16 protein-coding genes are annotated in these 15,272 nt (G+C 39.3%); 7 read left to right on the forward strand and 9 right to left on the reverse strand.

Annotated elements, in window-relative coordinates:
- Positions 1–117: 117 nt before the first annotated feature.
- Positions 118–552 carry a GNAT family N-acetyltransferase gene (locus HJP15_RS10085; protein WP_170173679.1) on the reverse strand — a complete coding sequence of 145 codons (435 nt, stop codon included), beginning with the start codon at positions 550–552 and terminating at the stop codon, positions 118–120.
- A 9-nt stretch (positions 553–561) separates the two neighbouring features.
- Entirely contained in the window at positions 562–1,188 is a 627-nt protein-coding gene (locus tag HJP15_RS10090; RefSeq protein WP_054204137.1) for a LysE family translocator, read from the reverse strand.
- An 88-nt stretch (positions 1,189–1,276) separates the two neighbouring features.
- Here HJP15_RS10090 and HJP15_RS10095 point away from each other — a divergent pair, with 88 nt between their 5' ends.
- The 3 genes from HJP15_RS10095 to HJP15_RS10105 all read left to right on the forward strand — a co-directional run bounded on the left by HJP15_RS10095 (position 1,277) and on the right by HJP15_RS10105 (position 4,723).
- A complete protein-coding gene (locus HJP15_RS10095) occupies positions 1,277–2,671 on the forward strand; it encodes an aminotransferase-like domain-containing protein (protein ID WP_170173680.1) in 1,395 nt (464 codons plus the stop codon).
- 341 nt (positions 2,672–3,012) lie between these two features.
- Positions 3,013–3,648, forward strand: a complete 636-nt coding sequence (locus HJP15_RS10100; protein ID WP_054452255.1) for a hypothetical protein — start codon at positions 3,013–3,015, stop codon at positions 3,646–3,648.
- Entirely contained in the window at positions 3,638–4,723 is a 1,086-nt protein-coding gene (locus tag HJP15_RS10105; protein WP_170173681.1) for a rhomboid family intramembrane serine protease, read from the forward strand. The genes HJP15_RS10100 and HJP15_RS10105 overlap by 11 nt, the downstream gene beginning before the upstream one ends.
- 94 nt (positions 4,724–4,817) lie before the next feature.
- On the opposite strand, the gene HJP15_RS10110 is transcribed toward HJP15_RS10105, so the two are convergent.
- Together HJP15_RS10110 and HJP15_RS10115 are read right to left on the reverse strand one after the other, a co-directional pair.
- On the reverse strand, positions 4,818–6,008 hold the full coding sequence (locus HJP15_RS10110) for an iron-containing alcohol dehydrogenase (protein WP_170173682.1): 1,191 nt from the start codon (positions 6,006–6,008) through the stop codon (positions 4,818–4,820).
- 45 nt (positions 6,009–6,053) lie between these two features.
- Positions 6,054–6,413, reverse strand: a complete 360-nt coding sequence (locus tag HJP15_RS10115) for a DUF1294 domain-containing protein (protein ID WP_170173683.1) — start codon at positions 6,411–6,413, stop codon at positions 6,054–6,056.
- Positions 6,414–6,462: 49 nt separating this feature from the next.
- On the opposite strand from HJP15_RS10115, the gene HJP15_RS10120 reads away from it, so the two are divergent.
- Entirely contained in the window at positions 6,463–6,990 is a 528-nt protein-coding gene (locus HJP15_RS10120; RefSeq protein WP_054204131.1) for a hypothetical protein, read from the forward strand.
- A gap of 68 nt (positions 6,991–7,058) precedes the next feature.
- On the opposite strand, the gene HJP15_RS10125 is transcribed toward HJP15_RS10120, so the two are convergent.
- Positions 7,059–7,601, reverse strand: coding sequence for a carboxymuconolactone decarboxylase family protein (locus HJP15_RS10125; protein WP_170173684.1), 543 nt, complete (start codon positions 7,599–7,601; stop codon positions 7,059–7,061).
- Positions 7,602–7,709: 108 nt separating this feature from the next.
- Here HJP15_RS10125 and HJP15_RS10130 point away from each other — a divergent pair, with 108 nt between their 5' ends.
- Positions 7,710–8,300: a TetR/AcrR family transcriptional regulator gene (locus HJP15_RS10130; protein ID WP_064435863.1), complete on the forward strand. Its 591-nt coding sequence runs from the start codon at positions 7,710–7,712 to the stop codon at positions 8,298–8,300.
- 66 nt (positions 8,301–8,366) lie between these two features.
- On the opposite strand, the gene HJP15_RS10135 is transcribed toward HJP15_RS10130, so the two are convergent.
- From HJP15_RS10135 to HJP15_RS10150, 4 genes are all read right to left on the reverse strand, one after another.
- Positions 8,367–10,487 carry a methyl-accepting chemotaxis protein gene (locus HJP15_RS10135; RefSeq protein ID WP_054204128.1) on the reverse strand — a complete coding sequence of 707 codons (2,121 nt, stop codon included), beginning with the start codon at positions 10,485–10,487 and terminating at the stop codon, positions 8,367–8,369.
- Positions 10,488–10,611: 124 nt separating this feature from the next.
- Positions 10,612–12,222, reverse strand: a complete 1,611-nt coding sequence (locus HJP15_RS10140; protein WP_170173685.1) for a PepSY-associated TM helix domain-containing protein — start codon at positions 12,220–12,222, stop codon at positions 10,612–10,614.
- A 21-nt stretch (positions 12,223–12,243) separates the two neighbouring features.
- Positions 12,244–12,531, reverse strand: coding sequence for a hypothetical protein (locus tag HJP15_RS10145; protein WP_054204126.1), 288 nt, complete (start codon positions 12,529–12,531; stop codon positions 12,244–12,246).
- 374 nt (positions 12,532–12,905) lie between these two features.
- Positions 12,906–13,334, reverse strand: coding sequence for an organic hydroperoxide resistance protein (locus HJP15_RS10150; RefSeq protein ID WP_054204124.1), 429 nt, complete (start codon positions 13,332–13,334; stop codon positions 12,906–12,908).
- A gap of 128 nt (positions 13,335–13,462) precedes the next feature.
- On the opposite strand from HJP15_RS10150, the gene HJP15_RS10155 reads away from it, so the two are divergent.
- Positions 13,463–13,894 carry a MarR family winged helix-turn-helix transcriptional regulator gene (locus tag HJP15_RS10155; protein WP_170173686.1) on the forward strand — a complete coding sequence of 144 codons (432 nt, stop codon included), beginning with the start codon at positions 13,463–13,465 and terminating at the stop codon, positions 13,892–13,894.
- A gap of 360 nt (positions 13,895–14,254) precedes the next feature.
- Positions 14,255–15,265: a zinc-binding alcohol dehydrogenase family protein gene (locus HJP15_RS10160; RefSeq protein WP_170173687.1), complete on the forward strand. Its 1,011-nt coding sequence runs from the start codon at positions 14,255–14,257 to the stop codon at positions 15,263–15,265.
- Positions 15,266–15,272: the final 7 nt, after the last annotated feature.

Here is a 15,272-nt window from a genome sequence, read left to right on the forward strand (position 1 = left end):
TGAGCACTTATGTTATTAATAAAACGGCTATAAATAGAGAAAATGAGTTGAGCTGAAAAATAATAAGAATATTTAACTAATATCTAACTGCACGCGTCAAAACGTTCAATCCTGGTTTTATTTTTGCCGCTGTAATACTGTTGAGTACCCGCCAGCTAAACATTTTTCCATTGCAAGATTGGGGTTTGCTTGGCTTTGAAAACCAAATTGTTGATAAAGTGAATGAGCGTCTTTTGTTGCTAGTGTAAAACGGCGCAACGATTGCAATTCAGGGTGACTCATTACATGATCCATCAGCTTTTTACCCAGCCCTCGCCCTCTAAATGGCTCTAACACAAATACATCCAGTAAGTTTGCAAAAGTGGCTTGGTCAGTCACCACTCGTGCAAATGCCAATAGCTGGTTATTTTCAATTAATGCAAAGCACAGCGAATGTGCGAACGCTTTTTCTAACCGTTCGCGACTAATGCCTTGACTCCAATAACTTCGCTCAGATAAAAACTCAAACGCTTGGGTAAATTGTTGTGGTGACAATTGGTGAGTAAATTTCATTTTATTCCCCTACTGGATGCTTGTATTGGAAAGAAAAACTAAAGGAATTGATGCCGCAAGAAACAGTGACATAATCCAATTAAAACGTTTAAAGGTATTTGGCCTATTTAAAAATTGGCGCATGTATTTACCAAAATTCACCCAAAACAAGCCTGAGCAAGCCGCAACAAGGTTAAAAATAATCACGCCCAAAATTGCAGAAGGCCAATAAGCACCTTCAGGTAAAGTAAGTGCAGTACAAAGTGTCATTAACACCGCATATGACTTAGGATTGATCAACTGAAAAAGCATGCCTTGAAAAAAACTCAAAGGCTTCACCTTGGCATTTACGCCGTCTACTTGGGTTGAATTAGCCACTTTATACGCCAGATATAAAATATAACCACTGGCACAAAGTTGTAGAAAAAAATGCAGTTTTGGCTGCATTAAAAACAATTTCCCTAACCCCAATAACATTGCCAAATGCATTATCGTCATGCCAACACGAATACCTAATAAGTGCGGTAGGGTTTTGATCACGCCAAAATGTGTGCCTGAGTGAGTAAGCAAAATATTATTAGGCCCAGGCGTAATTGACGCCGCAAAACAAAATAAAATGAGAGCCGGGGCAAGCTCAAAAACAGTAACTGTATTCATAATGGTTAATTGTATTGATACAATATTGTGGTTGTTTAATAACTATTAATTGTCATACTTATACAAAATCATCAATATTTTTATTGTTATGGATACAATTTACAAACCTGATCGGGCTCTGTTTAGCAACTTATGTGACACACAACCCAAATACCGTGCATTAGCTGCTTTGATTGAGCATGCTATCGACAAAAAAATGCTGGGTTTTAAGCAAAAGTTACCAGCCCAACGACTACTCGCTGACAGCCTAAGTGTTACACATGGTACGGTAACGCGTGCATACGCTTTACTTGAGCAGCGAGGGTTGGTTACTGCAAAACTAGGGGCTGGTACCTTTGTAAGTAAAGTTATTGAGTTAAGTCACTTTGAGGGCGACACCGACTTTGCTTCGAGCATGCAACCTATGATGGGGCAACAACATGTTATGACCAACGCCCTGCAATCGCTATCAAAGGATCAAAGTGCATTAAAAGATGTGATGATTTATAAACTCAACGGGCTTACCTCACATCAACATTTTTTTAAGCAATGGCTAGCGGATAAGGGCATTGATTGCTTAAACCATCCGTTGATATTTACCCAAGGCGCTCAGCAAGGAATATTCACTACGTTAGCAACCTTGTGTAAAAGTGGCGATACTGTCATTGCAGAGTCGATGTGTTACCCCGGTTTTTATCATGCGTGTCATTCGCTTAAACTTTCATTAGCGCAAGTAAACGTGTATAGCAAAGGGATTGATCTTGCGCAAATAGAAGCTCTGTGCAAGTCACGGACAATCAAAGCAGTGTATATCACGCCAAACTGTCAAAACCCGACCAATATTTGCTATAGCAGTGACAATTTAGATGCTCTACTGGCGCTGAGTCGCCTATATAATTTTTTCATTATTGAGGATGACGTAAATTACTGTTTGCCAGAGCATTGGCGATTACCATTATGGCAACAAGCTCCCGATCGCGTTTTTTATATCTCAAGTTTTTCAAAATACTTTGCCGGCGGGCTACGAGCGGGTTACTTATTACCTCCACGACTTTGGGAACAACCAATTTTAAAACAACTTCATAGTGAATGTTGGGCGGTGTCCTCAATGAACTTTGAGTTAATAATGCGCGCTATTAAAAGTAACGAGTTTGCTTATAATCAAACCAAGCTTGCCGATGAAATCAGATATCGTATTGAAGAAACTAAAAAACGACTCAAAGCCTACGAAATAGACGCACATTTTGCCAGTTTAAACGTGTATATCCCCCTAGCTCCGTCGCAAAATATGTTTGAATTTTGCGGCGTATTAAAAGCACATAAAGTAATAGTGAGGACATTAGACGCTTTTGTCCTCGACGATCCCACCAGCAAAGCGAATTGCCAAAATGGTGTACGCCTCACCCTAGGCGGACCAGCAACTCGGGCTGAATTCGATTTAGGCATAACTCGCGTAGAAGCCGCATTAAAGCAATTTAATCAAACTTTTGAGGTAGTTATTTAAATAATTAGATATACATAAGTTTCATCAGCTTTAGGTCAGTTTATTGTGAGGGGTTGGGGTTGGTTTTAATGATAATTAATTGCCCCCCCCGAAGCGCCAGATAGCACCACTTATCAAAAGTAAACTATTTACCTATTCCCGACAATGTAAATAACCACTGTATTCGGGTAACATAATACCTCTAAACAATATAAATAAACCTATATCCCTTGTATTTCCTTCTAATTCAAAACACATTACATAAAATATGAAACAAATTAACAACAACTGATTGTTAAAACCAAAAAATTCAAGTAGCCTATCGCGCTCAAAAAGGAAGCAATCGCATAAGGAATAAACACGTGGAACCAACACAACCTACCTCTGAAGATAGAGCACCAACACCTAAACCTAAATTGGCTGAAGCATTAAAAACGGTTGATAATAAAGAATTAAAAAGTACCGGTTTTTGGCTAAATCAGGTATTTCTTGTGCTTTCAACAATTTTTGGGGTTTACCTAGCCGCGCAAAGTGGTTTAGAGCAAGCGCTTAAATTTGATACATATAGTAAAATGGAAGATAATTTTTATCTTCGCACCTCACTTTATGACGAAGTAAAAGACAACGCAGCAAATGTACGTGCTTATGCAGAGCGACTCGCTAAAAGCCCACCGAGTTCAGAAATGCAATATCACAAACCAAATCTTGAGCAATATATTTGGCAAACAATGCAATACTCACCCACAACACTTGAAACGCCGAGCATATTTTTAACTCAAATACGCCGCTTTTATAGCCGTGCTGAATTTGTGATTGAAGCGGCGTTAAAACGTCAAATGTCTGCGCGTCAAGCTTCGCTAGAACTCAATAAAATTGCTGATATTATTGAATTGCAAACACTGCCTAAGCTTCAGGCGAGTGCATTAAACTTGCAAAAAGAATTAAAGAAAAACGATATAATTATTGGTTCATTAAAGGACACTAATAATGCCAACTAAGCGCTGTCCACATTGTATTACCCATCCATTAGAAGTGACGCATTATCAAGGCGAAGAAATTGATATTTGTCGTGAATGTGGTGGTCTATGGTTTGAAAAAAACGAAGTTAATAGAATGATTGCCGAGATCAATGAAGGCCCAATCGGCGATAAATACGAAACTCATTTTGGTGAGTCGTTGGGGATCTCCAAACTAGATTGCCCTGATTGTAATAAAAATTTAGAGCGTTTTCATTTACTCGAAGATTTCCATACAGAAATTGATGTGTGCCGTCATTGTGATGGTAGTTGGATTGAAAAAGATCAATTAGAAAGCGTTGAAAATAGCCCTGAACTTAAAGCGAGCTTAGACAAGCTAAATCAAAAAGTTAGTTGGAAAACTTACCTGTTTCAATTTTTAACGCAAATGCCGGTTGAATATAACCTAAAACCAAAACAAACGCCGTGGGTAACACGCAGTTTAATTGCTCTCAATGCCATTATTTTTGCCTTGTATTTTTTTAATACCACCGCATTCAGCACCACACTCGAACTGTTTGCCATGAACCCAAGTAAGATTTCTCAAGGCGAACATTTATGGAGCGTGATTACCTGTGTGTTTTTACATGGCTCAGTAATGCACCTTATCGGTAATATGTACTTTTTATACATTATTGGCGATAACCTAGAAGACGTATTAGGCCATAAAAATTTTTTAATGTGGTATATGGTCTGTGGCTTGGCGGCGTCTTTTGCTAGCTTTATCGTTGATCCAAGTTCAGCAATTCCAAGTGTAGGAGCAAGCGGCGCTATCGCAGGTTTATTTGGTATGTATTTAATGTGGTTTAGGCACGCAAGCTTAACCTTTATGATCATCATTTATCAGAAAAAGTTATCTGCGGTTTGGTTTTTTGTAATTTGGTTAGGGATCAATATTTTTGGCATGATCTCTGCGCCAGATGGTGTTGACTATGGCGCTCATATTGGTGGCTTTATTGCAGGCTTAATTATTGGCTTTGCTTTAAAATCAAAAATAATTGAACAAAATCCAGTTATTAATTTACTAAACCAGCCTGAGGCTCAGCTAAGGCGTTGATTTAATTTCGTAAATTCGTTCCTGCGATTTTCTCTTGCAGGAACGACGCGCTTCTTTGCCAAACTCATACGCTTAAAGCTTATTACTGACTTGATTACTGAGTTAATTGCAGAACAATTGCTTCACATTGCGAATGACTCATAAATACTGGCACGGGATAATCTGGATGCGCTTCTTTCATTGCCGCTTGTGAGATACCCGATATATCGTTTACTTTTATCTCAGGTAACGTTTTCGGTATGGCTAAAGATGCTAATAAATCATCAAACGTTTTAAGTAATAACAACGCCTTTTGCTCAGTACTTTGCTGGGGCTGTGTCAACTTACAATAATCCGCAATCTCAGCCAGTTTAGGGTATATTACTTTGCCATAAAACCTCAAAACGGGCATTAATAGTACACTATTAGCTAAACCATGTGCGGTGCCATATTGCGCGCCAAATTGATGGGCGATAGCATGCACATACCCTACCGATGTACGAGTAAATGCCTGTCCAGCGTAAAAAGAGGCCAGTAACATTTGCTCTCTGGCAACTAAGTTATCACCTTCGTTATAAGCAACTTTAAGGTTTTTTAAAATAAGATCTATCGCCTGGAGTGATTTTTCATTGCTAAATGCTAATCCAATAGTCCCTATATACGCCTCGATGGCATGCGTTAACGCGTCGATACCCGTTGCAGCTGTAATAAAGTCAGGCACACTTTGTGTCAGTTCGCCAATTAAAACCGCATCACTTGGCACCAATGAAAAATCAGTTACGGCATACTTTGTTTTGGTATTAGGGTCGTTAACAACGGCTGCAACAGTGGTTTCTGAGCCTGTTCCTGCTGTTGTTGGAATAGCACACAAAGGCGGTAAAGATTTAAGTACTTTAAAAAGCCCTTTTAATTGTTTTACCGATTTACTAGGCCTCACGGCACGTGCTCCAATCAATTTAGCGCAGTCCATTACCGAGCCCCCACCAATGGCAATAATGCCTGTGCAACGATGTTCTATATACATTTCAAGGCCATGCTCAACATTGTCTATGGTAGGATTTGGAGCAACACCAGTATATAAATGCCAAGTTATTTTTTTCTCGTCAAGTTGCGCTAATGTCTGCTTAAGCACGCCAAGCTTTTGTAAGGTCGCGTCACTGACGACTAACACAGGTTTTTCGCTATTCCATTGGGCTGCCCATTGCTCTAGCCCCGAATAACCTTGATATAAACGTGGGTGAGGTATACCAATGAAAATGACAATACATTTTAAAATAAAGTGATAACAGCGGTAAAAAACATGCATAATATTTAGCTTTTTTATTTTTATATAACCTGATAATGCAGCAATTTAAATAAATTGCCAGTAATACGCCGCACCTAGCACACTAATATTTAGAAAAATGGTTAGCCACAGCACAACAATAAATGAACGCTTTTGTGATTTATGCCGAAACCATTGCTGTGCAATCAATGCCCCTGGCCAGCCGCAAACTAACGCTAAAATCTGCAAACTACGTTCAGGTACTCTTGTTGATTGCTTTGGCTTTGCCATAGCTAAATGCTTATCCCATTTATAAACACAAATAGTTATAACCGTCATTAGAACATACGCACAGCTTATAATTGCAGCCCAATAGCCAAGCAAGCCGCCTAGTACTAACACACACAAAAAACTACTCGAAAAAATAACTAAGATTTTTTTAATCAATGAACTATCGCCTATACTATGCAAAGAATAACAACTAAAGGCGCTAATTATGTCATATATAAAAACACTTACCTTAACCTTTCTTCTCACTTTGGCGTTTTTTGCTCACGCCCAACCTAGCGAGCTAGCCCCTGAGCTAGCAGTATTTAAACCTTACCTTGGTACATGGCAAGCTGATTTCAAGGTTGCTGATAACAAACCAAAAATTCAAGATGTAGGTATATGGGAACGTGCGTTAAATGGGCAAGCAATTCATACCAAACACTCGATAAACGAAGGTGAGTACGGTGGCGAGTCGATGATTTTTTGGGATCGTGAGCAACAGTCACTGGTATTTTATTATTTCACTACTGCAGGCTTTTACACTAAAGGTACTATGAAGGTATTGAGCCCAACACAGTTTGTTGCATACGAAACTGTAACAGGATCAAAAGAAGGGATTACTAAAGTTAAATCTATTAGTGACTATAAAGACGGCGAGTTTATAGTGTCGACTTCTTATTTAAAAAAAGGTGAGTGGACTAAACCTGAAAAGCGTATATACACGCGTAGTGATAAGCAGGTTATTTTTAAATAACTTTAAATACTACACCCAAGCCACCTCAAGATACAGCGCAGGAAAGTCTGCGCTGTAAAAGCAACTGATTATTTTACAAACTTTTTGAATGGTGCATCGATTGGGGTATCTGCCAGATGATTTGTGTAATTACTCATTACTTTTTGTGATAAACCTACAATAATTTCCAATAACTGTTGCTTAACATAACCTGCAGCAAAAAAGGCAGCTATTTGCTCATCACTTATTACGCCACGACTACGCGTCATTGCCAACGTTGTCTCGCGAAGTGCTTCAAGTTTAGTGTCTGCTAACGGTGTTTTATTTACCAATGCATCAACAATACTTTGATCAACTTTCATGCCCGCAGCAATCGCACTGTGTGCTGGTACGCAATAATGGCAATCATGTTCGACATTTATAGATTGCCAAACCACGGTTAACTCTTCAGCGTTAAACGACGTATTTTGAAATAGTTCATGCAGTACTTGGTAGCCCTCAAGCAAAGTTGGCGCCTCTGCCATGACAGCATGTAAATTAGGTAATATACCAAATGCAGCGACTGATTTAGTCAGTAAAGGTTTTGCGGCTTCAGGTGCGTTATCTTGAGTATATAAAGTAAAATCGGTCATTATTTAACTCCAAAGTTGTCATTTAAATGTATTTACCTGATCTAGACTATTTGATTTTGAGCGATTGTTCAAGTTAAAATTGAGCATTCGTTCAAGAAGGTAATGATGATGGTCAATAAAGTTAAATTCGAGCGTGATGCGGTTGTACGCATTGCCAGCCAATTATTTTGGCAAAAAGGCTTTAACACCACTTCAACCCGTGATCTACAAGATGCAATAAACATGCGCCCAGGTAGCATTTATGCTGCGTTTGGTTCTAAAGAGGGTCTATACTGCGAAGCATTAAAAGACTACGCATTGCAAATGCAAAACAAGTTAAATACCTGTTTAGCTGCACACTCAAAAGTGCTTGATGGGTTGACAATGTTTGTAACGCAGGTATTGATTGAAGACCAGCATCATGCTCCTAGCAACTTATGCATGCTTATTAAAGCAAATAGCGAATTTGGTGACGATCAACCAACGCTAAAAACATTAAGTCAAAATTTGTTAGGTCAATTCGAAGAGTTCTTAAGTATTATTTTTACAAAAGCACAGCGCCAAGGTGAGCTCGCTGAGGATTTAACAGCACTTGAATATGCGCGTTTTTTTCAAATACAATTTACTGGCTTGCGTAGTTATTTAAATAGACCAAATTCAAATAGGCTAGCTGCGGGATTAATAGCGCAAATGTTTCTATCTTTACAGCTGTTAAAATAGCATAAAAGCAGTGTGTTTTAGATCTCAACATTTTTGTATTAAGATCTAAAACACCTGTTGGCGGGTTTAAGTCTTTAATTTATTCAATGCATCATCTTGCTGTGCAACGAGTTGATTCAGCATTTGACTACCGTCTCCCGCTTGCGTTGATAAATCAGCTAATTGTGATGCTGCATCAGATATGAGCGTTAAATTCCGATTGATTTCTTCAGTCACAGAGCTTTGCTCTTCTGCAGCTGTCGCTATTTGTGTAATTTGGTTGGTTATTTCTTCAACCTTAACAACAACACTGTGCAATGCATCAAATGCGACTGTCGTTTCATCAACTGCCGTTTGGGCACGAATTACCCCTTTTTCAATTACGGTTGATGCATTACCCACCTCTAACTGTAGGTTATCAATTAGGCCACTTATGTCATCTGTTGATGCACGCGTTTTCGATGCTAGCGCACGAACCTCATCAGCAACTACAGCAAACCCTCGGCCTTGTTCACCAGCACGTGCAGCTTCAATTGCGGCATTAAGAGCAAGTAAGTTTGTTTGCTCCGAAATAGTCCGAATAACATCTAAAATTTGTGTAATATCGTTACTTCTTGCCGCTACTTTTTCAACTGCTTGGTTAGCCTGCTTGATTTCTTCAGACATTGTTTTAACTTGCGTTACTGCAGACGACAAACTTGTTTCACTGCTAACAACTAAGCTATTAATCTCATCAGCTTGCTGAGCCGATTGCTCAGATGCACGGGCCACTTCCAATGCCGTGGCGCTCATTTCATTCATGGCAGTCACTACGCTTTCAATTTCTTGAAATTGCGCTTGTACATTTTGCTTTGTATCTACGGCAACATGCGCTGCAATTTGTGCTTGATCTTTTGTTTGGCCTGACACATCTTTGAGCTGAGCAATCATATCGCGTAGCTTTTCTAAAAATGCATTAAAGCCAGTTGCTAAGGCCATTAACTCAGCATGAGTATCGACAGATAATGTTTGCGTTAAATCGCCCTCAGCGCTGGCTAAATTATCAACTCGCTGTTGAATTTGCTTAAGTGGCGCAACAATACTTTTGATCACTAACGTCATGATAATAAATGCAGCCCCAGCAATCACTAAACCAGACACGAGTATAAGCCCGCCTAACGTATTAGCATTATCTTGCATACTTGCGCTAAGCGCTTGCGGCCCTTCTAAGGCAAGCTCTATGGGTACTTCAACAAGCAATGTCCACTGGCTACCCGCAAGCTTAATGTCAATTGGGTAGTTAACTAAATATTCATCACCTGACTTTAGTACGCCTGCATTCTTTTTCAGCGCAACGTAATCATCTAAAATATTCCCAGGAACCGCTTCTTTAAGTGGACGACCTAACTTTTCTTTGTAGTGACTACTGCCCACAATCAAATCGAGTGAACTTAACAAAGTAACCCGAGCTTGACCGTTATACAGTTCTTTTGATAATTGCTCTGTCATGGTTTGAAAAACAGGTAAGGTAATATCCACCCCACTGATCCCAATAAACTTGCCCGAGCGCAGGATGGGTACCGTTAACGAAGTCATCATTTCAGAATAACCCGGTGATATTTCGTATAGGTATGGTTCCATTATGCAAGCTTTTCGATTGTCTTTTGCACACAAGTACCATTCAGCTTCACGTAGGCCAAATTCATTTTTAGTTGTGACGTATTTTTCTGATGCGTCATCGACAATTTGTTGATCAATCACGCCTTCACGGCTGCGAGTAAAATATATCTCTAAAGTACCTGAACCTGCGACCGAATGATCAAAACCGTTTTTAAATTGCTGATCATTACCATCAAAACCGTTCGCCTCAAATTGCGAATAAATTGATGAAAGTATTGAATTACCAGCAATAATGGAACGGTTAAGTTGTACAACAGAATCACGGGTTAGTGTTTCGTCTGCCGCTTCGTTACCAAGCGTAGCAGCCAATGAAAAAGGGACACGATAAGCCTCATTAATAAAACCGGCTATTTTTTCGCCGTATGCAGCTGCATTTGTTGCTAGCTTTTCTTCTACTTCAGCCACTATTAACGTCTCAGCCTGTGCTGAAAGTACCTTATTACTACTTGAAAGTTGCCACCAAAGCACACTTGATAGCACTAAAACGGTTATAAAAATACTGCCTAAAGTAAGCCATAGTAACTTTTTCGCCAACGCTAATTGCCGCATTCCACTTATCCTTTAATTAAAACTACGTCTATATTCTAGTCTAATTATAAATAATTTAACTACATTTATTGGGAAGATAGTATTAATTAATGATTTCATACCATAAATTAGTAAATATTTTATATTAAATCGTGGATAACGGCTTAGGTAATGCCCATACGCTGTCTTTAGGCCCGTACAGAGCACGATGTTTTGTAATTTTATAAAAATACATAAACGCAAACCCCGCTAAAAGCGCAACAATATCAACACCGATACTCGTAAAGTTAATTACAACGTATAAACCTAGTTGTGGTAGTAACATTGCTACAAGTGACGTAGCAGTGATTGCAAAACAACTAAACATACATACTTTTAATAATGTAATTGCCGCTTTGGCAGCTCCTTTGTAAAAGCTGTAAAACACAAATGAAAAAAATACACCGTAGTAACTGTATAAATACGCATGGTTTATATTATCTACCAACGGATACAACCACTTTGCTACCACCATCGTGATTGCTACACCCGCTATCGATCCTAGACACATCCCCACAGTAGCTGCAGCCATTAATCTACAAGCACGTGTTTGTTTTACATTTTCAGCACTTTGTTGTTTAACACGACGTTTTTCAAGCCACAATAAGTTACCACTGTAAAATAAAAATGCGCCGCCCAAACCAAGTATAAAATAGCTCCAACGGCCAATATCACCACCAAAGCTACCAAAGTGCAGCGCATAAAAACTGGCTACAATGCGATTCCATATTGCATCATCCGTTGTACTGGCTGAATTATTGCTTACTTCAAGTGTAAAAGGATGCATAAAAATATAGTCGGTGGTTGGCCCGCGCATCAACGCTGTTGGGTTATAAATTCCCAGTTGTGCAAACGGCCATGCTGTATCAAGACCAACAAAACGAAGCTCTTTGATAATATAGCCTGGGGCTTGCTCATCTACAATTGCTTGAAATTTCGCTACCGGTGGTAACTCTGTAAATGGATAAACGTGAGCTACGGTGTTGCTCCTTGGAAATAATGGCTGATCGCCATATACCGCTGTACCTAAGCTTGCATAGATCTGGCTATTAAAAGTAAAGACCACAACCGTTAAACTAATAACAAGATGAAACGGTAAGCTGGTTATACCCACTAAATTATGGGTATCAAGCCAAAAACGTTTTTCGCTTTTATCTTTACGGATCGCAAAAAAATTTTTAGTTAAACTGGGTAGTAAAAATATGATGCCTGACACAATTGCCAAAAAATACACGATTGCGGCAGTGCCTAATACGTATTCTCCCGCTATACGATAACCAATAGCTCCTGCTATTCCTGCACTACGGTGTAATTGGTCAATAAGCTCAGCCAATACGCCTTGCTCTGCTCGGTGTGTTATCAGTTGTCCTTGTGCATTTAAACTTGCATGCTGTCGTTGTTTATCTAACGCTAAACCTCGTGCAGTACCCTGCTCGTACCACATCATTGGCGAACGAGTTGTATCATTTAAATAGAGGCTAAACCCGCTACGGGCTTTGTCGTGGCTGCTGGTTGCCTGACTGATCAAGCTGTCTAACTGCGTAAACTTTACTGGCGCTAATACATGATGAGGCGGGGTAGCCCATTGCGCTATCTGATCTTTAAACATAGTTAATGAGCCCGCAAAAAAACCAATAAACAGTATGATCCCTGCGAATATGCCAGTCCAACTATGAATTAATTGATAAATGCGCAAAACATCGCTGCGTATCTTCATCTACATACCTTAATAAATAAACTATTTAAATAAATACAGCGCGCCATACACCACACAATTACTTGCCGATAGCCATAAAAAAGCACGTAAACCACTTTTAAACAAAAAGCTAAAACTTACAATTAATAACCATATTAGTGGCGTTAGCCATACATTAAATTGTACTTTACTCTTTGCGTCTATTCCTCCGGGACCAAACCAAGCAAATAGGCCAACTAACCCCAGTGCTAATAAATACCCTAGTAATGTGGCGGCAATGGTTTTTGTCCACCAATCAGGTGCAATTCTGTTGCTTTTTTTTATACGCACTTATTTTGCCTTACTACTACGGTTTATTAGCAATGGCGCACAACCCAGTGTGACCATATTAATTACAACCCAAGTAAAAATTGCGTTACTAATCGTAAACAACCAAAGCCACCCCAGTAGTGATACGAATAGAAAAAAATAACCTAAAATTCGCCACGGTTTAACATCCAATGTATTAATTAAAGCACCTTGATGTTTATTCGTTAAGTAGAGAAAGCAACACCCAAGGATTGAAAAAATCAAAAAAACACACTGCCACATGGCTACCACCCTTTATTTGTTGTACGTAAAACGCCCTGGATTATAAACTAACGGTCGTAAAAAAGGCGCATTTTGATTTAAAATGCGCCTTTTTAAAATTAATTTAACAAAACTTAGATCACCGATAATTCAATTGCGATATTACCACGAGTGGCATTTGAGTATGGGCAAACTTCGTGCGCTTTAGCGACTAATTCTTCAGCGATGGTTTTATCTAAATCACCAACAAATACAGCCAGTTTTACAGCAATCCCAAAGCCCCCTTCGATTGGACCAATTGATACTTCTGAATCAATACGGGTATCAGCAGGTAATTTAATTTTAGCCTGGCCCGCTACTAATTTTAATGCACCAATGAAGCATGCGGCATAGCCTGCTGCAAACAATTGCTCAGGGTTAGTACCTTGACCATCATCGCCACCTAAGCCTTTAGGGGTTGAAAGCGCGACATTTAAACGGCCATCGTCTGATTTTGCAGACCCTTCACGGCCACCTGTTGCAGTTGCTTTAGCTGTATATGCGACTTGTAGTAATTCTTTCATGGTCTTTTCCTTATTTAAGGTTAAACGTTAAAGTATTTTGCATGCAAAATAATAAAGCAGAAAAATCATGATTGCAAATACTTTGTGTGCAAATTAAAATGTATTGTCTAGCCGTATAGAGAGCATTCATGAAATACCCACAATTAAAATTAGAGAACCAAATTTGTCATCGCTTGTATATGGCGTCAAATTCAGTGGTACGTGCTTATCGAGATGCATTAAATCAACTGGATCTCACTTATCCTCAATATGTGGTTATGATGGCGCTTTGGGAAGAAGACAAAGTCAGTATTGCGCAACTAGTAGAAAAAACGATGGTCGATGGTGGCGCAATGACACAAATTCTTAAAAAAATGGCCGATAAACAGCTCTTAGCGGTGGTCAAAGGTGAAACTGATAAACGTAAGCGAGTCGTTAAGCTGCAACCTCACGGCCTACAACTACAACAACAGGCTGCTGATATTCCTGAAAAAATTCGCTGCCAATTCCCATCTATTAATGAGCAAGAAGCAGCCCTGCTAATCAGTTTGCTTGATAAACTCAATATTGACTTAAGCTAACTATCAAAAAATATTTGATAGTGTTTTAGATACAACCCTCTTTTTCATATAAATTAATTAGCTATATACCCAAGCCACCTCAAGATGCAGAATTCAGCGTTCCACAGGCGCTTAATATCAAGGCGTTACTTTGCAATAATGGTCGTCCCTTTTAAGAAGTAACAACGTAGAGAGTAAGCGCCTGTGAAACGCCCAGAGGGTTGGTTTAAAAGCGATTTATACTGCGTTATTGATTTGAACAATAGAACCACTATTATTTGCAATCAATGCCTTGCCTAAATCGCTTTTAATTCCAACGACGCTCGCATCTTGAGGTGGCTTGGGTATAGTAGGTTCATAAACACATTAAGGAGTTACCTCATGAAAGCCATTGGATATCTAGCAGCAACAAAAACACTTAACGAACAATCTTTTGAAATTATCGAGTTACCGACACCAATGGCGCATGACCACGATTTGCTAGTCGAAGTAAAAGCCATTTCGGTCAACCCTGTGGATGCAAAAATTCGCGCTAATGTAAGTCCTGATGAAGGTCATAAAGTCATTGGTTGGGATGCGGTGGGTATTGTAAGAGCAGTCGGCGATAAAGTGAGTTTATTTAATATTGGCGACCGTGTTTATTACGCCGGTGATTTAACTCGTTCAGGCAGTAATGCAGAGTTTCAACTGGTTGATGAGCGCATTGTTGGTCGTGCGCCTACCACTTTAAATGATGCCCAAACCGCAGCATTGCCACTGACCAGTATTACTGCATGGGAATTGTTGTTCGATCGCTTACAAATACCTCGCTCCAGTGATGAAAAACCCGCATCTTTATTAGTAATTGGTGCTGCTGGTGGTGTAGGTTCTATCTTAGTGCAACTAGCTAAAAAGTTGACCAATTTAACTGTTGTAGGCACCGCAGCACGCGCACAAAGTGTTACTTGGTTGCAAGAATTAGGTGTTGATCAGGTACTTGATCATTCACAAAGTTTAGATACACAAAGAGCGCAATTAAAGCTTACTGAATTTGATTATGTAATAAGCCTTACTCATACAGAGCAACACCTTGATGAAATTATTCAAGTGCTAAAACCGCAAGGTAAATTAGCGTTAATTGATGATCCAGCCAGTTTTGATATTTTAAAACTTAAACGTAAAAGTATCTCGCTACATTGGGAGTTTATGTACACCCGTTCGATGTACCAAACCGACGACATGATTGCGCAACATCAGCTACTTACTGAATTAGCAGAGTTAGTTGATAACGGCACCATTAAAACTACCTTAGGCCAACATCTAGGGAAAATCAGCGTAGAGAACTTAATGAAAGCGCACCAAATTTTAGAGTCTCATCAATCACGCGGTAAACTAGTACTCGAAGGGTTTTAAGCACATT

The sequence above is a fragment of the Pseudoalteromonas sp. NEC-BIFX-2020_002 genome (assembly GCF_013002825.1).
Classification (GTDB): domain Bacteria; phylum Pseudomonadota; class Gammaproteobacteria; order Enterobacterales; family Alteromonadaceae; genus Pseudoalteromonas; species Pseudoalteromonas neustonica.

Coding starts and splice junctions, on each gene's coding strand:
- HJP15_RS10085 (WP_170173679.1), bottom strand. CDS start 552: ATGAAATTTACTCACCAATTGTCACCACAACAATTTACCCAAGCGTTT.
- HJP15_RS10125 (WP_170173684.1), bottom strand. CDS start 7,601: ATGACCGATTTTACTTTATATACTCAAGATAACGCACCTGAAGCCGCA.
- HJP15_RS10130 (WP_064435863.1), top strand. CDS start 7,710: ATGGTCAATAAAGTTAAATTCGAGCGTGATGCGGTTGTACGCATTGCC.
- HJP15_RS10155 (WP_170173686.1), top strand. CDS start 13,463: ATGAAATACCCACAATTAAAATTAGAGAACCAAATTTGTCATCGCTTG.
- HJP15_RS10110 (WP_170173682.1), bottom strand. CDS start 6,008: ATGCATGTTTTTTACCGCTGTTATCACTTTATTTTAAAATGTATTGTC.
- HJP15_RS10150 (WP_054204124.1), bottom strand. CDS start 13,334: ATGAAAGAATTACTACAAGTCGCATATACAGCTAAAGCAACTGCAACA.
- HJP15_RS10105 (WP_170173681.1), top strand. CDS start 3,638: ATGCCAACTAAGCGCTGTCCACATTGTATTACCCATCCATTAGAAGTG.
- HJP15_RS10095 (WP_170173680.1), top strand. CDS start 1,277: ATGGATACAATTTACAAACCTGATCGGGCTCTGTTTAGCAACTTATGT.
- HJP15_RS10160 (WP_170173687.1), top strand. CDS start 14,255: ATGAAAGCCATTGGATATCTAGCAGCAACAAAAACACTTAACGAACAA.
- HJP15_RS10140 (WP_170173685.1), bottom strand. CDS start 12,222: ATGAAGATACGCAGCGATGTTTTGCGCATTTATCAATTAATTCATAGT.
- HJP15_RS10090 (WP_054204137.1), bottom strand. CDS start 1,188: ATGAATACAGTTACTGTTTTTGAGCTTGCCCCGGCTCTCATTTTATTT.
- HJP15_RS10120 (WP_054204131.1), top strand. CDS start 6,463: ATGTCATATATAAAAACACTTACCTTAACCTTTCTTCTCACTTTGGCG.
- HJP15_RS10135 (WP_054204128.1), bottom strand. CDS start 10,487: ATGCGGCAATTAGCGTTGGCGAAAAAGTTACTATGGCTTACTTTAGGC.